Origin of the sequence: Klebsiella sp. I138 (genome assembly GCF_051131765.1) — a bacterium.
Taxonomy (GTDB): domain Bacteria; phylum Pseudomonadota; class Gammaproteobacteria; order Enterobacterales; family Enterobacteriaceae; genus Klebsiella.
Genome location: NZ_CP180447.1, coordinates 5290542 through 5314877, shown reverse-complemented (window position 1 = coordinate 5314877; position 24336 = coordinate 5290542). Strand labels below are relative to the sequence as shown.

General features: G+C 56.6%; 22 protein-coding genes. 16 read left to right on the top strand and 6 right to left on the bottom strand.

The features are described from left to right. Positions 1 to 155 precede the first annotated feature (155 nt). Together flhA and ACMYSK_RS24865 are read left to right on the top strand one after the other, a co-directional pair. The gene (flhA, locus tag ACMYSK_RS24870; protein ID WP_434639116.1) at positions 156 to 2228 is read left to right on the top strand and encodes a formate hydrogenlyase transcriptional activator FlhA; all 2073 of its coding nucleotides are present in this window, start codon (positions 156 to 158) and stop codon (positions 2226 to 2228) included. Positions 2229 to 2266: 38 nt separating this feature from the next. Next, positions 2267 to 2695, top strand: coding sequence for a TOBE domain-containing protein (locus ACMYSK_RS24865; protein ID WP_434639115.1), 429 nt, complete (start codon positions 2267 to 2269; stop codon positions 2693 to 2695). Positions 2696 to 2824: 129 nt separating this feature from the next. Here the strand turns inward: ACMYSK_RS24865 and ACMYSK_RS24860 are convergent, their stop codons facing one another. The 4 genes from ACMYSK_RS24860 to ACMYSK_RS24845 all read right to left on the bottom strand — a co-directional run bounded on the left by ACMYSK_RS24860 (position 2825) and on the right by ACMYSK_RS24845 (position 9326). Then, on the bottom strand, positions 2825 to 4234 hold the full coding sequence (locus ACMYSK_RS24860) for a glycoside hydrolase family 1 protein (protein WP_434639114.1): 1410 nt from the start codon (positions 4232 to 4234) through the stop codon (positions 2825 to 2827). Between the two features lie 54 nt (positions 4235 to 4288). Then, positions 4289 to 6484, bottom strand: a complete 2196-nt coding sequence (locus tag ACMYSK_RS24855) for a CBM35 domain-containing protein (protein ID WP_434644351.1) — start codon at positions 6482 to 6484, stop codon at positions 4289 to 4291. A gap of 12 nt (positions 6485 to 6496) precedes the next feature. Next, positions 6497 to 7834, bottom strand: coding sequence for a maltoporin (locus ACMYSK_RS24850; protein WP_434639113.1), 1338 nt, complete (start codon positions 7832 to 7834; stop codon positions 6497 to 6499). 220 nt (positions 7835 to 8054) lie between these two features. Beyond that, the gene (locus tag ACMYSK_RS24845) at positions 8055 to 9326 is read right to left on the bottom strand and encodes a PTS sugar transporter subunit IIC (RefSeq protein ID WP_434639112.1); all 1272 of its coding nucleotides are present in this window, start codon (positions 9324 to 9326) and stop codon (positions 8055 to 8057) included. Positions 9327 to 9500: 174 nt separating this feature from the next. Here ACMYSK_RS24845 and ACMYSK_RS24840 point away from each other — a divergent pair, with 174 nt between their 5' ends. The 9 genes from ACMYSK_RS24840 (at position 9501) to ACMYSK_RS24800 (ending at position 17136) form a co-directional block, all read left to right on the top strand. After that, positions 9501 to 9815: a PTS sugar transporter subunit IIB gene (locus ACMYSK_RS24840; protein WP_434639111.1), complete on the top strand. Its 315-nt coding sequence runs from the start codon at positions 9501 to 9503 to the stop codon at positions 9813 to 9815. A gap of 9 nt (positions 9816 to 9824) precedes the next feature. Next, the gene (locus ACMYSK_RS24835) at positions 9825 to 11147 is read left to right on the top strand and encodes a PTS sugar transporter subunit IIC (protein ID WP_434639110.1); all 1323 of its coding nucleotides are present in this window, start codon (positions 9825 to 9827) and stop codon (positions 11145 to 11147) included. Positions 11148 to 11170: 23 nt separating this feature from the next. Continuing rightward, positions 11171 to 11485: a PTS lactose/cellobiose transporter subunit IIA gene (locus tag ACMYSK_RS24830; RefSeq protein WP_434639109.1), complete on the top strand. Its 315-nt coding sequence runs from the start codon at positions 11171 to 11173 to the stop codon at positions 11483 to 11485. Between the two features lie 61 nt (positions 11486 to 11546). Then, on the top strand, positions 11547 to 12461 hold the full coding sequence (locus ACMYSK_RS24825; RefSeq protein ID WP_434639108.1) for an ROK family protein: 915 nt from the start codon (positions 11547 to 11549) through the stop codon (positions 12459 to 12461). Positions 12462 to 12515: 54 nt separating this feature from the next. Then, a complete protein-coding gene (locus ACMYSK_RS24820) occupies positions 12516 to 13478 on the top strand; it encodes a LacI family DNA-binding transcriptional regulator (RefSeq protein ID WP_434639107.1) in 963 nt (320 codons plus the stop codon). 229 nt (positions 13479 to 13707) lie between these two features. Further along, positions 13708 to 14625 (top strand): metal ABC transporter substrate-binding protein, encoded by a 918-nt coding sequence (locus ACMYSK_RS24815; RefSeq protein ID WP_434639106.1) that lies wholly within the window; start codon positions 13708 to 13710, stop codon positions 14623 to 14625. Then, the gene (locus tag ACMYSK_RS24810; protein WP_434639105.1) at positions 14622 to 15443 is read left to right on the top strand and encodes a manganese/iron ABC transporter ATP-binding protein; all 822 of its coding nucleotides are present in this window, start codon (positions 14622 to 14624) and stop codon (positions 15441 to 15443) included. The genes ACMYSK_RS24815 and ACMYSK_RS24810 overlap by 4 nt, the downstream gene beginning before the upstream one ends. Then, complete coding sequence (sitC, locus tag ACMYSK_RS24805; RefSeq protein ID WP_434639104.1) at positions 15440 to 16291, top strand: iron/manganese ABC transporter permease subunit SitC; 852 nt, start codon at positions 15440 to 15442, stop codon at positions 16289 to 16291. The genes ACMYSK_RS24810 and sitC overlap by 4 nt, the downstream gene beginning before the upstream one ends. After that, the gene (locus tag ACMYSK_RS24800) at positions 16285 to 17136 is read left to right on the top strand and encodes a metal ABC transporter permease (protein ID WP_434644348.1); all 852 of its coding nucleotides are present in this window, start codon (positions 16285 to 16287) and stop codon (positions 17134 to 17136) included. The genes sitC and ACMYSK_RS24800 overlap by 7 nt, the downstream gene beginning before the upstream one ends. Positions 17137 to 17204: 68 nt before the next feature. Here the strand turns inward: ACMYSK_RS24800 and ACMYSK_RS24795 are convergent, their stop codons facing one another. After that, positions 17205 to 17549: a nitrous oxide-stimulated promoter family protein gene (locus ACMYSK_RS24795; RefSeq protein ID WP_434639103.1), complete on the bottom strand. Its 345-nt coding sequence runs from the start codon at positions 17547 to 17549 to the stop codon at positions 17205 to 17207. A 74-nt stretch (positions 17550 to 17623) separates the two neighbouring features. After that, positions 17624 to 17917, bottom strand: a complete 294-nt coding sequence (locus ACMYSK_RS24790) for a SelT/SelW/SelH family protein (protein ID WP_434639102.1) — start codon at positions 17915 to 17917, stop codon at positions 17624 to 17626. 217 nt (positions 17918 to 18134) lie between these two features. Between ACMYSK_RS24790 and ACMYSK_RS24785 the strand changes: the two genes are divergently transcribed. The 5 genes from ACMYSK_RS24785 to ACMYSK_RS24765 all read left to right on the top strand — a co-directional run bounded on the left by ACMYSK_RS24785 (position 18135) and on the right by ACMYSK_RS24765 (position 24307). After that, positions 18135 to 20504, top strand: coding sequence for a TonB-dependent receptor domain-containing protein (locus ACMYSK_RS24785; protein ID WP_434639101.1), 2370 nt, complete (start codon positions 18135 to 18137; stop codon positions 20502 to 20504). A 180-nt stretch (positions 20505 to 20684) separates the two neighbouring features. Beyond that, positions 20685 to 21716 carry a hemin-degrading factor gene (locus ACMYSK_RS24780; protein WP_434639100.1) on the top strand — a complete coding sequence of 344 codons (1032 nt, stop codon included), beginning with the start codon at positions 20685 to 20687 and terminating at the stop codon, positions 21714 to 21716. After that, the gene (locus tag ACMYSK_RS24775) at positions 21713 to 22531 is read left to right on the top strand and encodes a heme/hemin ABC transporter substrate-binding protein (RefSeq protein ID WP_434639099.1); all 819 of its coding nucleotides are present in this window, start codon (positions 21713 to 21715) and stop codon (positions 22529 to 22531) included. Before ACMYSK_RS24780 ends, ACMYSK_RS24775 begins: the two co-directional genes overlap by 4 nt. Next, the gene (locus ACMYSK_RS24770) at positions 22531 to 23526 is read left to right on the top strand and encodes a FecCD family ABC transporter permease (RefSeq protein WP_434639098.1); all 996 of its coding nucleotides are present in this window, start codon (positions 22531 to 22533) and stop codon (positions 23524 to 23526) included. Before ACMYSK_RS24775 ends, ACMYSK_RS24770 begins: the two co-directional genes overlap by 1 nt. Then, entirely contained in the window at positions 23519 to 24307 is a 789-nt protein-coding gene (locus ACMYSK_RS24765) for a heme ABC transporter ATP-binding protein (RefSeq protein WP_434639097.1), read from the top strand. The genes ACMYSK_RS24770 and ACMYSK_RS24765 overlap by 8 nt, the downstream gene beginning before the upstream one ends. Positions 24308 to 24336 lie beyond the last annotated feature (29 nt).

Sequence of the window (24336 nt, the reverse complement as noted above, 5' to 3'; positions counted from 1 at the left end):
CGGGAAAGAATCTGGCTCTCAGCATCATTATCCCGCCCAAATCATCGGGCCACCACGGATGGGCTAAGCACGGCAACGACTGCTTTTTAACAGACTATTATTTGTGTCATCACTTTCTTATGCGCCGTCTGAACGGCGCTTTTTGGACTTAAGCAATGTCGTATACACCATTGGGCGATTTCGGGCAGCAAGGGCTGTTCGATATCACCCGTATTTTATTACAGCAGCCGGACCTGGCGGCACTGAGTGAAACGCTGACCCGTCTGGTTCAGCAATCTGCGCTGGCGGATCGCGCGGCGATTATTCTGTGGAATGCCGGGAATCACCGTGCGGCAAGGTACGCCTGCGACGAAGCGGGCCTGCCGGTGTGCTACGAAGATGAAACCGTACTGGCGCACGGGCCGGTGCGTCGTCTGCTGTCACGTCCCGATGCCCTGCACTGCGACAATGCGACCTTTACCGAAGCCTGGCCGCAGCTGGCCAGCTGCGGTCTGTATCCGTCGTTTGGCTATTACTGCCTGCTGCCGCTGGCGGCAGAAGGCCGCATCTTTGGCGGCTGCGAGTTTATCCGCAACGACGCCCGGCCATGGACCGAAAAAGAGTACCAGCGGCTGCATACGTTTACGCAGCTGGTTGCCGTGGTGACCGAGCAAATCCAGAGCCGGGTCAGCAATAACGTCGATTACGATCTGCTGTGCCACGAACGCGATAACTTTCGCATTCTGGTCTCCATCACCAACGCCGTACTTTCTCGTCTGGATATCGATGAGCTGGTCGGTGAAGTGGCCAAAGAGATTCACCGCTATTTCCGCATCGACGCCATCAGCGTAGTGCTACGCAGCAGCCGCAAGGGCAAGCTGAACATTTACTCAACCCATTATCTCGACGCCAGCCATCCGGTACACGATCAGAGCGAGGTAAATGAAGCCGGAACGCTGACCGAACGGGTGTTCAAAAGCAAAGAGATGCTGTTGCTCAATTTACACGAGCACGACTCGCTGGCCCCGTATGAAAAAATGCTCTTTGAGATGTGGGGCAACCAGATTCAAACCCTGTGTCTGCTGCCGCTGATGTCCGGCAATACGCTGCTGGGCGTGCTGAAGCTGGCGCAGTGCGATGAGAAGGTGTTCACCACCACCAACCTCAAGCTGCTGCGGCAAATTGCCGAGCGCGTATCGATCGCCGTCGATAATGCCCTTGCGTACCGCGAAATTCAGCGACTGAAAGAAAGACTGGTAGATGAGAATCTTGCGCTCACCGAACAGCTGAATAACGTCGAAAGCGAGTTTGGCGAAATTATTGGCCGCAGCGAAGCCATGCACAGCGTGCTCAAGCAGGTCGAGATGGTCGCACAAAGCGACAGCACCGTGCTGATCCTCGGCGAAACCGGTACCGGCAAAGAGCTGATTGCCCGCGCCATTCATAATCTCAGCGGCCGTAACGCACGGCGCATGGTGAAGATGAACTGCGCCGCGATGCCCGCCGGCCTGCTGGAAAGCGATCTCTTTGGCCATGAACGCGGCGCGTTCACCGGAGCCAGCGCCCAGCGCATCGGCCGCTTTGAACTGGCGGATAAAAGCTCGCTATTCCTTGATGAAGTGGGCGACATGCCGCTGGAGCTTCAGCCAAAACTGCTGCGGGTTCTGCAGGAGCAGGAGTTTGAACGTCTTGGCAGCAACAAGCTGATCCAGACCGATGTCCGACTGATCGCCGCAACCAACCGCGATCTCAGGCAGATGGTCGCCGATCGCGAATTCCGTAGCGATCTCTATTACCGTCTGAACGTCTTTCCGATCCATCTGCCGCCGCTGCGCGAGCGCCCGGACGATATCCCGCTGCTGGTCAAGGCATTCACCTTTAAAATTGCTCGCCGCCTTGGGCGCAATATTGACAGTATTCCGGCAGAAACCCTGCGTACGCTGAGCCACATGGAGTGGCCGGGCAACGTACGTGAGCTGGAAAATGTGATTGAACGCGCAGTGCTGTTAACCCGTGGCAGCGTGCTGCAGCTGTCGCTACCCGAGCTGAATATCGAGACGGAAGCCATGATCGAAGAGGTGCTTCCGCAGGACGGTGAAGATGAATATCAGCTGATCGTCCGCGTGCTGAAAGAGAGCAACGGCGTGGTGGCCGGGCCAAAAGGCGCGGCGCAGCGGCTGGGATTAAAGCGCACGACGCTCCTTTCCCGCATGAAACGCTTGGGTATTAACAAGGATGAGCTAGTATAAGTCCAGTACTCACACAATCAGCCACACAAGGAGATTTTATGGCGGTATCAGCACGTAACCAACTGACCGGCACGGTCAGCGCAGTTGCCACCGGCGCGGTCAATGATGAAGTAGAATTGACCCTTGCCGGCGGCGCAAAGCTGGTGGCGATCGTCACCCATAGCAGCAAGGAAGCTCTGGGTCTGGTCGCCGGTAAAGAAGCCATCGCGCTGATTAAAGCGCCGTGGGTCACTCTTGCCACCGAAGATTGCGGCCTGAAGTTCTCCGCACGCAACCAGTTTGCCGGCAGCGTAACCCGCGTCACCGAAGGTGCGGTTAACGCAACGGTACACATTAAAACCGACGCGGGCTTTGATGTCGTCGCCGTCGTCACCAATGAAAGCCAGGAAGAGATGAAACTGGCCCAGGGCAGCCGCGTCATTGCGCTGATCAAGGCCTCCGCGATTCTTATCGCGACCCGCGCATAATCCGCACGCAAAGCGCCGTTTCATTTCAGATCAGTGAAACGGCGCGCTTAAGCATTCCCGCATTCGCCCTTCTTATTCCCCGATAAACCGGCATTTTCAATTCGAGAAAAACCAGGGCGATCCGCTACGTCAAGCGCCGTATTTATCGGCGCTGAAGCCGTTGCTGGCGGCCAGTTCTGCAAACCACAGCGCGTTGCGTTTGATTTGCCGTTCCCCGGTGGCCAGATTCAGTCGCCAAAAGCCATAGCGGCGCTTAAACGAATTAATCCACGACCAGTTATCGATAAAGGTCCACTGATGCACGCCAAAACAGTTGGCGCCGTCGGCGATAGCGCGATGCAGCTGCACCAGATGTTCCTCCATCAGGCCGATACGAAAACCATCGTCAATCACGCCATCGTCGCCCGGTTCACCTTCCGATTCACTGTCCATCGCGATACCGATCTCAGCGAGATACCACTTAATATTTCCGTAATTATCGCGGATATTGGCAGCAATATCGTAAATCGCCTGCGGCAGGATCTCGTTATTGTCACGATAAGGGTTAAAGCGGCCTTCAGGATTCACGTAATTCTCGAAGTAAAACTCCGGGGTTAAAAAGTCCAGCGTATAGTCGCTTTCGCGGGCTTTGACCCGGCGCGGAACGTAGTAATTGACGCCGAGAAAGTCGATCCGTGAAGCCGTAATCAGTTCGGCATCGGCTTTGGCGATTTCCGGCAGGCAGCTGTGCGTCGCCAGAATCTCACACAGCTCTTTGGGAAACTGGTGTTTTACCAGCGGGTCGAGGAAGCTGCGGTTAAAAAACAGATCGGCGTACCAGGCCGCCTTTTTATCCTCAGGGCTATCGCTGCGGGTATAGGACGGCGTCAGGTTGAGCACGACGCCAATTTCACTTTTCAGCGCAAGCGCTCGAAATTCGCGTACCGCTTTAGCATGAGCCAGCATGATATTAAAGCCCACCTGCGCTGCCAGCTTGCCATCTTTTTTACACGGATAGTGGAAGTCATACAGATAGCCACCTTCTACCGGCACAATCGGCTCGTTGAAGGTTATCCAGTATTTCACCTTGTGACCAAACAGTTCAAACGCGGTACGGGCAAAGCGCGCGAACAGATCCGTCACATGTGCCGACTCGAAGCCGCCGTACTGCTTTTGCAGCGCTTCGGGCATGTCGAAGTGATAGAGATTAATCATCGGCTCGATGCCGCTCGCAATCATCTCATCGAGATAGGCATCGTAGAAGCGCACCGCATCCGGGTCGGGTGCGCCGGTCTCAAAATCCGCGATCAGCCGGGACCACTGGATAGAGGTGCGAAAAGAGTTGAAGCCGGTTTGCTTCATTAATGCCACATCTTGGGGGTAGCGATGATAGGTGTCGCATACGGTCTGCGGCCCTGTTTGCTGATAAAACCGTTCCGGCTGCTCGGCAAACCAGCTATCCCAGATAGAACGGTGTCGCTTGTGGGTTGTGCCTTCCGTTTGCGGGCCGGATGCCGCCGCGCCCCAAAAAAATCCTTCCGGAAACTGGTACCGGGTCATAACGCCTCCTGTCAGTGAAAAAATGCCGCACCCAGCGGGCGCGGCTAATCAGAACTACTCTGCAACCACTTCAATCGAACGGATAAACATGTATCCCCAGTCTCCGGCAAATTTACCGAAGTCGATACGATTGTCTCCGGCCTTCAGATCAACCGGCACCAGCAGCTGCTGGCCTTTCTCATCGGTCTGCGGGAACTCCACCGGAATCGGCGCACCGCCGTTGACGATAAACGAGTTTTTCTTCCCGCCCCACTTGCCGTTAAACGTCACCCGCAGCAGGTATTTTCCGGCCCAGGGAGCCTGCACCTGCCAGCTGACCTTATCGCCGTCGTTGGCAAAAGGCCCAAGGAAACCGTCATCGCCAATCGCCAACGGATCTTTTTCGCTTTTAGCCGCGGCAATCGCGGCCTGCGAAAGGCCAACCACGCCGCCGTCAAAGCGACAGTAATCAGCCGGTGCTTTCCCTGCCGCCTCCTTCACCAGAACTTTCACATTTTTGCGGCTTTGCAGCAGACCGTCATCGACGGTAAAGCTCAGCGTGTACTCACCTGGAGAGGTAAACCAGGCGCGGGTTTGCGCGCGGTCCGCCGCACAAAAATGCGCCTGCGCCTGGCCGTTATTGCTCCAGCTGACCTTCACCTGACCGTCCGGAAGCGCATCGTCGCTCCAGCTCGCGATTAACGGCACCCCGAGATCCTGAGTGGTGGTCAATGTCTCCGCGAGCGTAATCACCGGCGGCTGGTTTTTCTGGGTATGCGTAACGCGTATAACGTTCGAAGGCGCGGAGCTGCCGCTCTCATTTTTGGCAATCGCCCGGTAATAGTAGGTTTTATTCAGCTGCAGGCTACGATAGTCATCGCGGAACAGAGTCATTGATGCCGGATCCCACTCGTTAACTCCGTCGGAAATATCACGCCCCACTGTGGTCCATGGCCCTTTCGCCGACGTTGCTCGCTCAACGTCATAAGCCCGTCCCACCGCCGCCCCCATCCAGTTGATGGCAAACGGCGAGGTTGTCTCACGTAGCGTTGGCGCATCTGGCTTCGGTAAAGCCGGGGCCTTCTCTTTTCCGTCCATCTGGGCGGCGGCCGTGCGCACCAAGTTAACGACGTCCATCTCCTGGTTCGCTTTGCCTTCCACCGGGAAGCCTGGCAGATGGTAGCTGTAATGCCCGGTAGACTCTTTATGCCAGTAGAATCCCCCGTCGTGACGATGACCTCTGAAGCCCCAGATCAGGCCACCTGCCGCCTGCGCGCCGTTAACCTCGGTATGCACGATGGACTGCATAATGGCGTTGAGCTGCTTCGCATCAAGCAAACCAAACTCCCCCACCATGTAGACTTTCCGGCCACCGGTTGCAGTCAGGTCTGCCTTCACCTGTTGCGGATGGTTGTTGTCCGCATTGGTGTAGTAGTGGTTACTGACGATATCCACGTTAGGATCGTTCAACGCAAAGGCGTTGATTTTTTTATAGGTTCCGTCAACCACCAACTGATGCGGCGCCCACTTTTTAATCCAGGCGGCGGTCTGTTCCAGGAACGCGGCAGTGGTATCCTCCAGCTCATTGCCGGTTTCCCAGGCCATGATCGCTTTCTCATCGTAATACGCACGGCCGGTCACGCTATTCGTACGGGTGATCACCTGGCGAATGACGTCAAGGTAGGCCTTATAGGTTTTGCTATCGGTACGATAAAAGTCTTCCGGCTTTTCATGGTAAAACGCCGCCAGCTGCTCGCGGCCGCCCCACCACCACCAGTGGTCAATAAAGGGCAGAATCAGGCGCAGCCCCTGTTTATCCGCCTCGGCAATCATATTGTCGTAGACTCGCATGGCCTTTTCGTTCAGGCGTGGCATACCTTCCGCCGTCGCGGGAGCCAGGATATGCGTTTCACGACCGCAGGCTTGATCAAACTCCTGCTGCACGGACAGGACATAGACACGCTGGGCTTTAGCACCGGTTTTCACCATCGCTTCAATCCAGTTAGCCTGCTCTTCTGCCGTTGGCCATTTGAAATATTGCCCCCAGCCGCGCGGGTCGGCTTTACATGGACCGCGCGCATCATCTTCGATACGGTGCAGTTCCGGGGCGTGGATCCCCGCGAAGCGGAAGACCTTATCGCCATCCATCAATGTCGCGCCGTCGCGGGTAATAAAGTGTTCAAAGTGAGAACGTTCTGCCGCCATCGCGCCGGCGCAGCCCAGCGCCGAAAGCAGAGCCACTAACACTATTTTTTTCACCGGTTTAATCATTGCCATCGCTCCTTAGAACCACACTTCGGCCTGCACACCGAAGTTCAGCGTGTCGGTGCCGCCGCTACGGGAGTAGCTACCTGCGGAAATGGTGTTGGTGCTCCAGTCGTAGTTTCCATCCAGCGCATCGGAGACGCCTTTATCCCATTTCGCGTAGGTGACAAAAACGCGCAGCTGCGGGCGTGCCCAAAAGCCGGAGTCAAAGGTCAGAGTCGGTGCCACGGTCACTTTTGTCAGGCCACCCTTGCCTTTCCCGTCCACCCCTTTGTAGTTTTTATCGTCGAGGTATTCGTAGCCCAGCTCATACTGCATGGCGAAGTTTTTGGTGATCTGCTGATATGGACGGATCCCGGCCACCCAGCTGGTACGGCCCCATCCGTTGCTATCATCGGTCCACCACCGGTAGTTTTTGTCTTTCTGGTAGTAGGCAAAGGTCGAAATTTCCCAGTCGCCCATCGATGCGAGGTTATCCAGCACCACGCGCCAGGACTGCGTATCGTCGAGGTTCGCCCAGCCCCAGCCGTTTTTACCCAGCGAATCCCCTGCGGCCAGGCCGCGCCCGTACTGGAATACCGCACGAGAGTAGCCGCCGGTCAGGCCGTAAAAACCGTCAAAGTTGTAGACGCCGGTGACGCCATACCCTTTTTCCGCCGAGGTCGGGTGGTTTTCATTGCGATTCATATGATGGCCAATCAGTTCCAGGTCAAAGCCGCTGCCCGCAATCTTCTTGAACCACAGGTTGAGTGAGTAGTCATCCGGGTAGCCCTGGTCGCCTTTATCCACCGGATAAGCCTTAGTTTCGTCGGTGGGAGAGAAGGCATAAACCCCGGCATCAAAGCGGGCGAAACCCAGATCCATATTGTCGAAGCCGCCGCCGGTACCGTTGTACTGAATGTACTCCCAGTCAAACTGGTGGCTGGAGGTGTTGGAGCTGCTGTAGCGCTTACCGGCCCAGAAGGTCATCTGTGGAGCAAAATCAAGATTTGTCAGCTCGGCAAAACCTTCACGAAACTGCACATCGTGACCGTCGTCATCCTGGCAGTTCCAGTCGGAGGTACATTTTGACTGGTGGGTAATGTTGGCCTGGATGCGGGAAACAACCCCGGTATCCGAGGTCAGCGTTACCGTCGGGATCAGTTCGATCTTGGTGTCGTCTTCGTTCCCCAATCGCCATCTTCCGTCCGGCATCAGGCCGACGGAGTCGGCGCGGTTGCCATCGCTATTGGCGAGGATCCCCGAGCGGATGTAGCCGTGCAGCGCAAAATCATATTTAGGATCGGCGCTGGCGCAGTCACTTATTACCGCAAGGGCGAGTAAAGACAGAGGTATTGAATAATTCAGCCTTATCATTTTTTATCCTTGGTTATTTTTATTAACACAGCCCAGAGAACGACTGGAAATTTACGGATCAAAAACGGAAATGTACATCCATAAACGGAAAGCGCTTTCCGTTATTGCCGGACTGGTTCACATAATTTGTTATAACCAGGGAAAATTCGTGATTTAGTTCACATAAAAAAAGGATATAAAAAAGCCCGCGTTTCGCGGGCCTGGCGTTGAGGAGGAAAGTCTAGCGTTCGGCATCGGCCAGCTGGCGTTCATAGACCTTGAAGAACGGACGATAGAGCATCCAGGAGTTGAAAATCGCAAACAGGCTCATACACAAATTTTTCCAGCTGCCGTTGGCCGACCAGGCGGCACCGAGCGGAGATGGCATGGACCACGGTAGCATCGCCACCGCGCGATCCAGAATGCCGAGCTGCGTTAAATACCATGCAATACAGGCATTTATAAGTGGCACAAAAATAAACGGCAGCAGAAAAACCGGATTCATGATGATAGGAAAGCCAAACAATATCGGCTCATTAATATTAAACAGCGACGGTAACAGACCGATTTTCCCCACGCTTTTCAGCTGCCGGGATCGGCTGCGCATCGCCATAAAGACCAGCGGTAAAGTCGAGCCAATCCCGCCAATCAACAGGTAAAAATCCCAGAACCCTTGCAGATAAATATGGGGCAACGCCTGCGAACCTGCGGCCAGCGCCTGTTGGTTTTCAAACAGATAGGTCATCCAGAACGGGTTCATTATCCCGGTGATAATCAAGGCGCCATGAATGCCGACAAACCACAGCAGGTTACAGATAAACAAAGAGATGAGTACGGCTGTCAGAGTATCGGAAGCAATCACCAGCGGCCTGACCGCTTCGCTGATCAGCTCCGGTAGAATTCGCCCGGTACTTTGCAGTAGCACGGCATTGATGAGGCTGATTGATATCATCACAAACAGCAGCGGTATCAGCAGCTGGAAACCGTTGCGGGTCATAACCGGCACCTCTTCCGGCAGACGAATGCACCACCCTTTCTTGTAAAAAAATCGTATTATTTCGATGGAATAAACGCTCGATATGAGCGCGGTAAAAATTCCCATCCCGCCGAGGAAAATATTGGTTACGCCATTATCCCGAAAGCCAATAAACAGCAGAAACGCCAGGCAGCCGGTTAATCCGCAGAGCCTTTCCGGCAGTCGGTACTGTTTCGCCAGGCTGGCGCTGGCGCCGAAGGCGACAATTAATGCCACCAGGCCAATAGTTAGCTCAAAGGTCGGTAGCAGTATTGGCCGCAACAGCAGGTAGAACTGCCCGAACGCAGTGGCGTCATTAATGGAAACGGGCGGAAACAAAACGGGTACCAGCAGACTCCCCACAATCACGAACGGCATCGCCAGAGCAAAACTGTCGCGCATCGCCGTAATGTGATGATTGCGCGTCAGAACGTTGGCCAGCGGTGCCAGGCGCTGCTCGATGATGTCAACGGCAACATTCATCAACGGATTGTTCATGTTCCTACCTTATGAAATGGTTTGATTGCCAGGATGATCGCGCACTCCCACTCAAAGTAAAAGCCCGCCTTAGGTGATCATTGTCACAATTAATAAATCCACAAACGGAAAGCGCTTTCCGTTAAGTATCCGTTATGACTATAGTCCGCACATCCAACTCACCAGGAGCGGTATATGAAAAAGATAATGTTGTGCTGTTCAGCGGGTATGTCCACCAGCCTGCTGATGAAGAAAATGATCGCCGAAGCGGAGCAACGTGGCCTCCCCGTCGAGATCAATGCCTTTGGCGTCGCCGAATTTGCCGATCAGGTCGGAAAATATCAGGTCGTGCTGCTTGGCCCACAGGTGAAATACATGCAGAAGGATCTGCAACAACAGGCCGATAAATACGGGATCCGCGTTGAACCCATCAACATGATGGATTACGGCATGCAGAAAGGCGGCGCCGTACTGGATTTTGCGATCTCTCTGATTGATAACAAAAACTAAGGAAAGATCATGAGCACTCTGTACGCTAAATTGATCGCCGTCATCGAACAAAAAATTACCCCGATGGCTGGCGCTATCGGCCAGCAAAAATACGTCACCTCGATCCGCGACGGTTTTATCACCGCGCTGCCGTTTATGATCGTCGGCTCTTTCCTGCTGGTCTTTATCTTCCCGCCGTTTTCACCCGATACCAGTTGGGGATTTGCCCACGCCTGGCTGCAATTCTCTCTTGACCACCGCGATGCGCTGATGCTGCCTTTTCACTTCAGCATGGGGGTCATGACTTTGTTTATTGCCGTCGGGATCGCCGCCAGTCTGGCAAAGCACCATAACCTGGATTCGCTGACCGCAGGTATGCTCTCGCTGATGTCATTCCTGCTGGTTGCGGCACCGCTAAAGGACGGGCAAATCTCGACGGCCTACTTCTCAGGCCAGGGGATCTTTACCGCCATTCTGGTGGCGATTTATTCCACCGAACTGTATGCCTTTCTCAAGCGGCACAACATAACCATCCGCCTGCCTCCTGAAGTCCCGGCCGGCGTTGCCCGATCGTTTGAGATTCTGATCCCGGTGCTGGCAATCGTGCTGACCCTGCACCCGCTCAACCTGTTTATCGAAGCTCAACTGGGGATGATCATTCCAGAAGCGATCATGTCGCTGGTGAAACCACTGGTTGCCGCCTCCGATACGCTACCGGCGATTCTGCTGTCGGTGCTGGTGTGCCAGGTATTGTGGTTTGCCGGGATCCACGGGGCGCTGATCGTGACCGGAATTATGAATCCGTTCTGGATGGCCAACCTGTCAATTAACCAGGCTGCCATGGCCGCCGGTACGGCGATCCCCCACATTTACGTCCAGGGCTTCTGGGATCACTATCTGTTGATTGGCGGCGTGGGCTCGACATTGCCGCTGGCCTTGATGTTGTTACGCAGTAAAGCGGTACATCTGCGCACCATCGGGCGGATGGGCGTTGTCCCGGGCGTGTTTAACATCAACGAACCCATCCTGTTCGGCGCACCGATCATTATGAATCCGCTGTTCTTCCTGCCATTCGTGCTGGTGCCGATGGTTAACGCCACCCTCGCCTGGTTTGCGCTGAAGCTGGATCTGGTCAGCCGCGTGGTATCGATGACGCCGTGGACCACTCCGGCTCCCGTCGGCGCCTCGTGGGCGGCAAACTGGAGCTTTAGCCCGGTGATCATGTGTCTGATTTGTATGGCAACCGCAATGGTGATGTACATGCCGTTCCTGAAAGCCTACGAAAAGCAGCTGCTGCTGCAGGAACACGACAACGCGGCTGCGCAGGCAGACGGCGCTATCCGTACCGCTTAATTCATCCCATTTTGAGGTTTGCTATGGAATTAGAAGAACAGGTTATGGGCATTATCATCAACGCCGGGCAAGCTCGTAGCCTGTGTTACGAAGCGCTGAGCTGTGCCAAAGAGGGCGATTTTGCTGGCGCCGATGAGAAAATGAAAGAAGCGGCGCATTTCTCCCGTGAAGCGCATCTTGTCCAGACCCGGCTTATCGAGGCCGACGAGGGCGAAGGGAAGACCAAAATGACGCTGGTCATGGTCCATGCCCAGGATCATCTGATGACGTCCATTCTGGCGAAAGAGCTGATCGCTGAACTGATTGCGGTCTACCGTTCACGCCCGCTGCACGCATAACTCTCCCTCACCTTGCTGCGTAAGCGCGTGGCAAGGTGAGAGAAAAACCTTCGAGGACATCATGCTACATCTTGGTTTAGATATCGGCGGCACCAAAATGGAAGCCGTGCTGCTCAACGCGTCCGGCGACTGCGTCTATCGCCAGCGCCGTCCAACGCATAAAGAGAGCTATGACGCATTTATGCTGCAACTGACCCGCCTGATCGACGATGTTCGCGACTGGAGCGAACGCCCGTTTTCCCTCGGCATCGGCCTGCCGGGAGCCGTCGATCCGCAAAGTGGTCTGATTAAAAACTGCAACTGCCTGGTCCTGAACGGCCAAGACCTGCGCCGCGATTTGACACAACGGCTCGGCCAGCCGGTGTGGATGGCCAATGATGCCGACTGCTTTACGCTTTCTGAAGCCGTCGATGGCGCCGGCGCGGGGGCACACACGGTATTTGGCGTGATTATCGGTACCGGCTGCGGCGGCGGTATCGCCGTGAATCAACAGCTGCTGAGCGGACCCAATGCAATTGTCGGCGAATGGGGGCATAACCCGCTGCCGGGCTACACGCCTGAACGCGATGGCCCGGCTCAGCCCTGCTACTGTGGCAAAGAAAACTGCATTGAAAGCTTTCTCTCCGGCACCGGTTTCGCCCGCCGCTACGGCGAAGCAGCGCGGGCAGAAACCATCATTCAGGCCGCACAGGAAGGTGATGCCCGAGCCCAGGCCCACTGGCAACACTTTATCGATGCGTTTGCCCGCAGCCTGGCCTCGGTGATCAATATTCTTGACCCGCAGGTCATTGTGCTGGGCGGCGGCCTGTCGAACGTTGAACAGCTTTACGAGGATCTGCCTGACGCTATCGTCCCGTACCTGTTTTCCGATGGTTGCAGAACGCAGATCAAACCGGCCCGCTTCGGCGATGCCAGCGGCGTGCGCGGCGCGGCCTGGCTGCCGGTTCTGGCCAATGCAGGGGACCGCTCGCGATGACACTTTTTCAGCAGGTATGTTAAGCTAAGCGAAAATATTTAAGCAGAAAATACCATGCCAACGATTGATGATGTTTCAAGATTAGCGAATGTCTCGAGAGCGACGGTATCCCGCGTGCTGACCGGCACCCGAGGCGTGCGCGAAGAGAGTCGGGAAGCCGTTCTGCGCGCAGTTGAGGAGCTCAACTATCGCCCAAGCTTTGCCGCGCAAAACCTCGCCAGTCAATCATCCAATCATGTCGGTCTGGTACTTCCGATACGCGACGAAAGCAGCAGCGCACGCCTGCTTCCCTTACTTTCTCTGGCGCTTAAAAATCTGAATAAAAACCTGATTGTGCAGTATGTAACGGATGCCACCGAACAGGCTGCGGTCATCGACGACCTGCAGCGCCAGTGCGTCGCTGTCGTCGTGCTCGGTGCAATCCCACTGGATGCACCACGCAACGTCATCTCCTTTGACCGCTTTAGCATCGCTGGCGTTAACAATCAGGGTTACGACTATGCTTTTGCCACTGAAAGCGCCTGCCGCTACGTCATTGGTAAAGGCCATCGCAATATTGCGCTTCTCACCGATAACGACGGCGATGATGCCAGCCGCCAGATGCTGGAAGGCTATCGTAATGTGCTGCAAAACTACTCCATCCCTTTCAACCGACAGCTGGTACTAACGGCGAATGATGACGTTGAGCAGGCGCTGCTGACGCTGATTAACAGCTTCAGCAAATATTCAGTCATTATCGTTAAACGCGACCGCTTCGCTGCGGAAGCGATGCGCCTGATGCGGGAATTCAATATTGCCGTTCCACAGGAGGTATCGCTGCTGAGTCTGGAGGACTCCCCTCTGGCCTCGCTGCTCTATCCGCCGCTGACCTGCATCTCCTGGCCGCTGGAACAGCTGATGGAAAACTGCCTTCAGCGCATCCGCAGCCTGATTGATGAACGTCCGGCGTTTGCCACCGAAGGGCGGACGCTGGCGGGTCGCCTGATCCCACGCCAGTCGGTCGCGGATATTTCCTGATATTCTCCTGCCCGGCTAAAGTCACGCTGCCGGGCGCGTTTTCCTTCTCTCACTTTACCTGCCACCCGCTCTCTCCCGGCCGCGAGTCATCCCAATACCGTCGGTTTTCGCCAATCATCCTCCCCACCATCTAAATAATAATCATTTTCATTTATAAATAGCCTGTGCTATATAACATAGCAATTGCTATAACAGATGATTAATTAACCACATTATCGTGAGGGATCCTATGCTGCACCTGCCGCCTCTGAAGCACCTGATCTTTACCGCTATGCTCGGCCTGCTGGCGATCGCCCCGGCTGAGGCCAGCGAAAAATTCAAAGTGATCACCACGTTTACGGTGATTGCCGATATGGCGCAAAACGTCGCCGGCGAAGCGGCGCAGGTCAGCTCGATTACCAAACCCGGCGCCGAGATCCACGAATACCAGCCGACACCTGGCGATATTAAACGCGCCCAGGGGGCGCAGCTGATCCTCACCAACGGTCTGAATCTTGAACTGTGGTTCGCGCGCTTTTATCAGCATCTGAGCGGGGTGCCGGAAGTCGTGGTCAGCCAGGGGGTTCAGCCGATGGGGATTAGCGAAGGCCCCTATAACGGCAAGCCCAACCCTCATGCGTGGATGTCAGCGGATAATGCTCTGATCTACGTCGATAACATCCGGGATGCGCTCGTGAAGTATGACCCTGAAAACGCGGAGACCTATCGTCAGAATGCTGCCGCCTATAAAGAGAAAATCCGTCAAACCATGGCGCCGCTGAAGGCGGAACTGGCAAAACTGCCGCAAGAGAAGCGCTGGCTGATCACCAGCGAAGGGGCGTTCTCCTATCTGGCCCGGGATAACGGACTGAAAGAGCGCTATCTGTGGCCAATCAATGCCGACCAGCAGGGGACGCCACAGCAGGTACGTAAAACTATCGATATTATGAAAAAAGAGCATATCCCGACCCTCTTTAGTGAAAGCACCATTTCTGATAAACCGGCGCGCCAGGTGGCGCGGGAAGCCGGTGCCCACTATGGTGGCGTGCTGTATGTTGACTCTCTGAGCGCCGCCGATGGCCCGGTGCCGACCTACCTGGATCTGCTGCGCGTCACCACGCAAACCATCGTCCAGGGTATCAACGACGGGATGAGGAAACAGCCATGAGTTCTGATTTCCCCGGCCTCTCGGTCAACCAGGTCAGCGTGACCTATCGCAATGGCCACACCGCGCTGCACGATGCCACTTTCAGCGTACCGCGCGGCTCGATTGCTGCGCTGGTGGGAATAAACGGTTCAGGAAAATCGACGCTGTTTAAAGCGCTGATGGGCTTTGTTCGTCTGGCCCACGGCGAGATTGCGATTCTCGGCCAGCCGGTTCATCGCGCGCTGCGCCAGAACCTGGTGGCCTATGTCCCGCAATCCGAGGACGTTGACTGGTCCTTTCCGGTACTGGTGGAGGACGTCGTCATGATGGGCCGCTACGGGCACATGGGCTGGCTGCGGCGGGCCAAAGCTCGCGACCACGAGATCGTTGATGAAGCGTTGGCCCGCGTCGGGATGAGCGACTATCGCCACCGGCAAATCGGTGAGCTGTCCGGCGGACAAAAGAAACGGGTGTTCCTTGCCCGCGCTATCGCCCAGCAGGGTAAAGTTATTCTGCTAGACGAGCCGTTTACCGGCGTTGACGTCCAGACTGAAGCGCAGATCATCGCACTGCTGCGTGAGCTCAGTAGCGACGGCTGCACCATGCTGGTCTCGACTCACAACCTCGGCTCGGTGAGCGAGTTTTGCGATTACACGGTGATGGTCAAAGGCACCATTCTGGCCAGCGGGCCGACGGAGACAACCTTTAGCGCCAGGAATCTCGAACTCGCATTCGGCGGCGTGCTGCGCCACGTGGTACTCAGCGGCGGTGAGGAGCAGATTATTACCGACGATGAACGGCCGTTTATCAGCCGCCGGACGACGGGGGGTGAAGGATGAGCTGGCTGACCGAGCCGTTCGGCTATCAGTACATGTTGAATGCGATGTGGGTCTCGGCGCTGGTGGGCGGCGTGTGCGCTTTTCTCTCCTGCTACCTGATGCTGAAGGGCTGGTCGTTGATTGGTGATGCCCTCTCCCACTCCATCGTGCCCGGCGTCGCAGGGGCTTATATGCTCGGCCTGCCCTTCGCTCTCGGTGCATTTCTCTCCGGTGGGCTGGCGGCGGGCAGCATGCTGTTTCTCAACCAACGTTCGAAGCTCAAGGAGGATGCCATTATCGGCCTGATTTTTTCGTCATTCTTCGGCATCGGACTGTTTATGGTGTCGCTCAACCCAACCTCGGTAAACATCCAGACCATTATTCTCGGGAATATTCTGGCAATAGCCCCGGAAGATATCATTCAGCTGGCGGCCATAGGATTGATTTCAATGGCGATTCTGCTGCTGAAATGGAAAGATCTGATGGTCACCTTTTTCGATGAGAGCCACGCCCGCTCCATGGGTCTGAACACCACCGGGCTCAAGCTGCTGTTCTTCACGCTGCTGGCAGCCTGTACGGTGGCGGCATTGCAAACCGTGGGCGCCTTTCTGGTAATTTGCCTGGTCGTCACCCCCGGAGCGACCGCCTGGCTACTGACCGACCGCTTTCCACGCCTGCTGGCGATTGCCGTCGCCATCGGCAGCCTGACCAGCTTTTTCGGCGCCTGGATAAGTTACTACCTGGATGGCGCAACCGGCGGCATTATCGTCGTGGCGCAGACGTTGCTCTTTCTGGCGACCTTTGTTTTTGCGCCAAAACACGGCCTGTTGGCCAGCCGCCGCCGCGCCAGGGAGGCCTCATGCTGCTGAACACGATCCTCGAACCTTTTCAATTTCCGTTTATGATCAACGCCATGCTGGTGGCGGTCATCGTCGCCGTTCCCTGCGCGCTGCTGTCGGTTTTTCTGGTACTAAAAGGCTGGGCATTGATGGGTGACGCGATGAGTCATGCGGTCTTTCCCGGCGTGGTGGTGGCCTATATTATCGGTATTCCGTTCGCCATTGGCGCCTTTGTTGCCGGGCTGTTCTGCGCTATCGCTACCGGGTATCTCGACGATAACAGCCGCATCAAGCGCGATACGATTATGGGCATTGTCTTTTCCGGGATGTTTGGCGCCGGGCTGGTGTTGTATGTCGCCATTCAATCCGAAGTTCATCTCGACCATATTCTGTTTGGCGATATGCTGGGGATCTCCGCCAGTGATATTGGACAAACGTCGGCGATTGCCCTGCTTATCGCGCTGATTATCGGGCTGAAATGGCGCGATTTTCTGCTGCACGCCTTCGATCCACATCAAGCGAAGGCCAGCGGATTACGCTGCGGCCTGCTGCACTACGGCCTGCTGTGCATGATTGCGCTCACCATCGTGGCAACGCTCAAAGCGGTGGGGATTATTCTGTCAATCTCGCTGCTGATTGCCCCCGGAGCCATTGCGCTGCTGCTGACCAGGCGTTTTATCAACGCGCTGCTGTTGGCTGTAGGAATTGCCGTGGGCTGTTCGTTGGGTGGGGTGTGGCTGTCATTTTACCTGGATAGCGCGCCGGCGCCGACCATCGTGGTGTTGTTTACCGCATTATTCATTATTACGTTTGTCTGTACGTCAGTTCGCGATAATCGAACCCAGACGGTGTCCACAGCGGTCCGGGGCGGCTAACGCCTTCACCGCCTCCGGGGAAAGCGCCGGCTCTGCCCCATCAACCGCGTAAGTCGAGTGAACCGGCGCTATTTTTTAGGCCGGTATTTTTCCGGAAGTTCAGGCACCGGGCGTCGGTCATCAATCAGGTGACGAATCGTCAGAATCGGATGACGCCAGAGCATTCGCGGCCCGGCCCAGCGCATGATCTGCTTCATTTCTTCACGCTTTGCCGGCTGGTAGCAGTGAACCGGACACTGCTTACAAGCCGGTTTCTCTTCACCAAACACGCATTTATCCAGCCGCTTATCGGCATAGGCGTTCAGCGCCTGGTAATGCTCCGCGTCGGCCTGTGCGTCCGGGCAGCGGCGCTGATAAAGCGAAATCATGCTGCGGATAGTCTTTTTTTCCCGGTCGATACGTTGACCCGCCATTGCTCTTCCCCGTCAATAAAGATGCAAAAATAATACACCTTTAAGTCATTTGACGCAGCCGTTTTCCCCTGCCCTCACACCGGTTCAGCGGGCTTATCAACGTGGCCCAGCGACTTCTCCGGGAAGCAGACATCACGTACCCGACGCTTAAGTTCCGCCGCATCCGGGAAGCCTTCATCCTGTTTGCGGTCCCAGATTTGTACGTCATCGACGGTAATGGTGAAGATGCCACCGGTCCCGGGCACCAGCGTGACCGAGCCAATATCGGTACTGAACGTATGCAGCAACTCCTGTGCCATCCAGCTGGCGCGTAGCATCCAGTTGCATTGGGAACAGTAGTTGATGACGATCGCGGCTTTATGACTCATGACTTTCTCACTGTATTTGTAAGGGCAAATTGTAAACAAGTTGCAGATTAAATGAGGAATAAATGATTATTTTGTTGCAAACGATAATACCTATCATTACCATTCGCAATCAATAATCATGGAGAAAAAGAGTCCGCTTAGGGAAGCAACGGGACTCGCCTGCAAATCTGGAAGTAACGCGTGAGCCGATACTAATAATTATCAAGGCGTGGCTACTATGTATAAATCCACTCAATCACCGACCTGGTTTAAGAAAAGCCTGCTGGTGACTTCATTGCTTGCAGCAATCTATCAGACTACCGCCGGGGCAGCAGACACCACCACACCCATCGCCACCAGCGATGCATCATCGGATACTACCGAGCAGATGACCGTCACGGCGCCAGCCCCCGTGCTCAAAGCCGGCAGCGAACACTCGGTCAGCGCGCAGGAGCTGCAGGATAAAGGGGCCAAAGATTTTGGCTCTATCATGCGTTACGAACCGCTGATCGGCGCGACCGGCGCCAGCGGCGGCTCAGGGAACGGCAAAAGCGGCTTCGACCGCGGCGGCTATACCGGTTATAACATTCGCGGCCTGGAAAGCAACCGCGTCGGCATTGACGTCGACGGTATCGCGCAGCCAGATGCAACCGGACGTGGCTACGTTGGCCGGGCCGGCCTGAATACGTTTGGCATCGGTCGTGATTACATCGACCCGTATATGTATGGCAGCGTCGATATCCAGTCCGGCGCAACCTCGACGGAAACGGCCAACGCCTCTATCGGCGGGAATGTCTCCTTCCAGCCGAAATCCGCCGATGACTACCTGCGTCCGGGGAAAACCAGCGCATTCGGCTACCAGAGCGGCTACGACTCTGCTGACCGCAGCTGGCATAACGGTGTGACGGTAGCTGGCGGTGATGAAACCCTGCGCGGTATTTTTGTCTACAGCCGCCGCGACGGTCAGGAAACCGAGAATAACAGCGACACGATTGACGCCTATCCGGCCAACTGGCACTCCGACGCGTTTATGGCCTCCGGCATCTGGCAGCCGAATGATGAACATAAGCTGACCAGCACGCTCGACTACTACCATAAAACCAACCACACCCATTTTGATAGCTGGGATAGCAGCGGCAACAGCATCATTGGCGATGCCAACCAAACCAGCCAGACACGTCGCTGGGGCCTCAGCCTGAAAGATGACTGGACGCCGATGAATGACTACCTCGACAGCATGTCGACCAAAGTCTACTACCAGCATACCGAGGCCCATGACTGGACCTGGATGCCGGACAGCACCACCGGCGCGATGGAAACGGTCAACTCCAACTACGATACCGATACCTGGGGCATTCAGACCGCGCTGGCAAAATCCATCGGCCGCCACGACCTGAGCGCCGGGCTTAACGCCAGCACCACCAAAACCCAGCGCCCGTTCAGCCAGTCGCCGGTTCCGAGTATCTACAGCGAAATCATGCAGCCGGAAGCCGACAGCCGGGGCTACACGCTGGGCGGATTCGTTCAGGATAAGATCAACTTCGATCTCGACAGCCACAACTTTGCTGTGATCCCGGGCGTACGCGTGGTGCATCAATCCACCAAACCGGAGAACCTGGGCGATCTGACCACCAACAGCAGCGTGTTAACGGAGTCCTCCGTCGCCAGCCTGTACGGTAAAAACTCCGATACGCAGGTGCTCCCGTCCTTAACATTCCAGTACGATATCTCTCCACGTACTATGACCTACCTGCAGTATAAGCGCGGCGCCGAGTTCCCGAACGCCAGCCAGCTGTACGGTTCCTGGAACCTCGGTTCCAGCTACGCCGGACGAGCGCAGTATGCGTTGATTGGTAACACCGATCTGAACACGGAAACCAGCGACAACTTCGAATGGGGCTTAAAAGGCGAAGTGGTCGAAGGGATCACGATGCGCACCGCGCTGTTCTACAACAATTACAAGAACTTCATCGCCTATAGCCGCTACACCCGTTCTGGCAATCCGGACCACTTCACCAACGTCCCGTCGAATATCTATACGATTTATCAGGCGGAAAACCGCGATAAGGCTTTTATCTACGGCGGCGAAATCAGTGCCAAATTTAACTTTGGTACCTGGTTTGAAGAGGTTAATGGCCTGAGCGCAACGTTGGCCTACGGCTATAGTGAAGGGAAATCGAAATCCAGCTATCTCGGCGACAAATATATCGACCTCGACAGCGTTGCCCCGATGAAAGCTATCGTGGGCGTAGCCTGGGATGATCCGGCGAAACGTTACGGGACTGCGCTGACCGCGACCTTCGTGAAAGGAAAGCAGGCCAATGCGACCAACCGCGAAAGCTATACCAACACGGGTTCCGCCATTACCGACTCTTCCAGCGAATATATGCGCGTCCCTGGCTACGGCATGCTGGACCTGACGGCCTGGTGGCAAGTCGCGAAAAACGTGCGTCTGAACGGCGGCGTTTACAACATTACCGATCGTCAGTACTGGGATTATCTGAGCAGCCGCAATATTGAGACGTCAACCAATCAGGACGCCTACGATAAAGCGCTGGCGACGATGCCGGGCCGGACCTGGCAACTGGGCGTCAACGTCGATTTCTGATCGCCTGGAAAATAATAAACCCTCTGGATTTCAGTATGCCGTTGGCAGCAGCAGGGCGAGTCCCGATGCGCGGACTCAGGCCCGAAGTGCGCCTCTCCACCGGCATATTGAAAGACGACGGGGATAAACCTGCTCCCTGGCCTCGGCCGGGGATATTCATCGTAGAGAAGGATGTGAATCATGCAAAATAACCAAAACGAACTGTGGCAGCGCTACCAGACCACGAAAGCGCAGGCTTCCGGTAAATATGCCCGCGATATCGCCGCAGAAATGGGTATCAGCGAAGCGGAATTAACCGCCGCTCGCGTTGGCCGCGACGCGGTTCGCCTGCAGGACGACGTACGGGCAATCATCGCCGGGCTGGAAACCGTCGGCGAGACCAAATGCATCTGCCGCAATGAATATGCGGTGCATGAGCAGGTGGGCCAGTTTACTCATCAACATCTCAGCGGCCACGCCGGGCTGGTGCTGAACCCACGCGCGCTCGATCTGCGCCTGTTCCTCAGCCAGTGGGCCAGCGCGTTCCATCTCACTGATAACGGTCGCCAGAGCATTCAGTTCTTCGACCACCACGGCGACGCGCTGTTGAAAGTCTACGTGACCGCTCAGACTGATATGGCCGCGTGGGATGCGCTGATTGCCGGGCAGACACATGCCGACCCGGCACCGCTGGCCATCCGTCCGGTCGATGCTCCCCGCTACGCGGATTCCGCCGACGGCGCGGCGCTGGAAAATGAATGGCGTGCCATGACTGACGTCCATCAGTTCTTCGGGCTGTTGCGAAAATACAACCTCTCCCGCCAGCAGGCTTTCCGCCTGGTCAGCGATGACCTGGCCTGCCGTATCGACAACGATGCCCTGCCGCGCCTGCTGGAAAACATCCGCGAAGAGGGCAATGAGATCATGATTTTTGTTGGCAACCGCGGCTGCGTGCAAATTTTCACCGGCGTCCTGGAAAAGCTGGCCCCGATGCGCGGCTGGCTCAACATCTTCAATACTGCTTTTACCCTGCACCTGCGCGAAGACAGCCTTGATGAAATCTGGGTCACACGTAAGCCGACCTCAGATGGCCACGTCACCAGCGTGGAGCTGTTTGCTCAGGACGGTACGCAAATCGCTCAGCTGTACGGTCAGCGTAGCGAAGGGCACCCGGAACAGGCGACGTGGCGCAGCCAGGTTGACCGCCTGACGACGGAAGGGCAGACCGCATGAAGCGCTGGCTGATGTTGTTTGCCGCCCTTCCGCTGTTTGCCAGCGCCGCTGCCGAACGGATCATTTCTCTCGGCGGCGATGTCACGGAAATCGTCTATGCCCTGGATGCGCAACAGCAGCTGGTCGCCAAAGACAGCACCAGCACCTGGCCTGCCGCCGCCCGTTCGCTGCCGGACGTTGGCTATATACGCCAGCTTAACGCCGAAGGGATCCTGTCATTGCGCCCGACGATCGTTCTGGCGAGCGCGCAGGCCCAGCCCTCGCTGGTTTTGCAAAAGGTGCAGGACAGCCAGGTGAAAGTGGTCAATATCCCGGGTGGTGACGATCTGGCAGCGATTGATAATAAAATCGCCGCGGTCGCCGTCGCACTGGGTAAGCAGGCTGAGGGCGACGCCCTGCGCCACGCCGTCGCCACGCAGATAGCACAGATCCCAACGCAGCCTATCGACAAGCGGGTGCTGTTTATTCTCAGCCACGGGGGAATGAATACCATGGTCGCCGGTAAAAAGACTGCGGCAGATGGCGCCATTCATGCCGCTGGTCTACAGAATGCGATGCAGGAATTCGACCATTACCGCAGTATGTCTCAGGAAGGAGTGGTCGCCAGCCTGCCGGACCTGGTGGTTATTTCCGCTGACGGACTTAAAGGTATGGGCGGCGAAGCCGGGCTATGGAAGCTTCCGGGCCTGGCGCAAACGCCGGCCGGTCGCAATAAGCAGGTGCTGGTGATTGACGATATGGCCCTGCTCGGCTTTGGCCCGCGAACGCCACAGGCGGTTAGCGAGCTGCGGAAAAAAGCGGAGCAGCTTCCCTGATGCGCCCCACCCTTTCTCGCCAGCTGTGGTTAATGACGCTGCTGCTGGTGAGCCTGACGGTATTCGCGACCACCCTCGGCGCAATGCATCTGCCGCTCACCAGTCTGTGGCCACCAGGGGATGACGTGCTGCGTCATATCTGGTTCACCATTCGCCTGCCGCGCGTCCTGCTGGCCCTGCTGGTCGGTGCCGCGCTGGCGCTTTCCGGCTGCGTCATGCAGGGATTGTTCCGCAACCCGCTGGCCGATCCCGGTCTGCTGGGGATCAGCAGCGGCGCGGCGCTGGCGGTGGCCTGCTGGCTGGTCCTGCCGCTGTCGGTTCCGGTGCTGGTGGCGCTGTATGCGCCGATGCTGGCGGCGTTTATCGGTAGTCTGGCGGTAATGATGGTGATTTTTATCCTCAGCAGAGCCGGTGAAAGTTCGCTCTCGCGCCTGCTGCTGGTCGGCATCGCCATTAACGCCCTGTGCGGCGCGCTGGTGGGTATGCTGGCGTGGATCAGCAACGATACCCAGCTGCGCCAGCTTTCGCTGTGGGGTATGGGCAGCCTCGGTCAGGCCGAGTGGTCCACGCTGCTGGTGGCGGCCACCTTAATGATCCCCGCTTCGGCGATCGTCTGGTTGATGGCATCCCGCCTTAATCTGCTCCAGCTCGGTGACGAAGAAGCCCACTACCTGGGAATTAACGTCCGGGCATTACAGCGGCTACTGCTGCTGTGTAGCGCACTGCTGGTGGCCTCTTCGGTGGCGATAAGCGGTGTGATTGGCTTTATCGGCCTGGTGGTTCCGCACCTGATGCGAATGTGGCTGGGACCGGACCACCGCGCCCTGGTGCCAGGTTCACTGCTGGCCGGCGCTATCCTATTGCTGCTGGCCGATACGCTCGCCCGCACCGTCGCAGCTCCTGCGGAAATGCCGGTTGGTCTGCTGACCAGCCTGCTCGGCGCGCCGTGGTTTTTGTGGTTGATTTTCCGCCAGCAGAGGGCAACGTATGGATAATCGTGATACCGCCTATACCGCCACATCGCTCTCCCTGCATCTGGGCAAACGTCGGGTGATCGACGATGTTTCGATCCGGCTCTCCGGCGGAGAAATGACCGCGCTCATTGGCCCTAACGGCGCCGGTAAGTCAACGCTGCTCCGACTGTTGACCGGTTTCTTATCCCCGAACGAGGGTGAACGTCATGTGGAAGGCCGCCCGCTGGAAAGCTGGACGCCACAGGCGCTCTCCCGTCGCCGGGCGGTGATGCTGCAACGCACGCAGCTTCATGCCGACTGGCCGGTGGAATCGGTCATTGCCATGGGACGCTCTCCGTGGGGCAACAACCCCGATCCGCAGATGATTCAGCAGGTAATGGGAGAAACCGGCTGCGACCACCTGGCGGGCAGACGCTACCCTTCACTTTCCGGGGGGGAACAGCAGCGAGTTCAACTGGCCCGCTGCCTCGCCCAGCTGTGGCATGAAAGTGCCCCGCAGGGTTGGTTGTTTCTCGACGAGCCTACCTCGGCGCTGGATCTTTACTATCAACAGCATCTGCTGCGTCTGTTAAAACGGCTGACCCGCAGCGGTCTGCTGCACGTCTGCGTGGTGTTGCACGACCTCAACCTCGCCGCGCTGTGGGCAGACCGCATCCTGCTGTTGCATCAGGGGCAGCTGGTAGCAGAGGGAACGCCGCAGGAAGTTATTCGCCAGTCGGTGATTAGCCGCTGGTACGGCGCTGAGGTACGCATGGGTGAACATCCGGACGTTGCCATTCCGCAGGTCTATCTGGCGCCGTAAACTTTCCAATCCAACAAACTCCGCTTCAG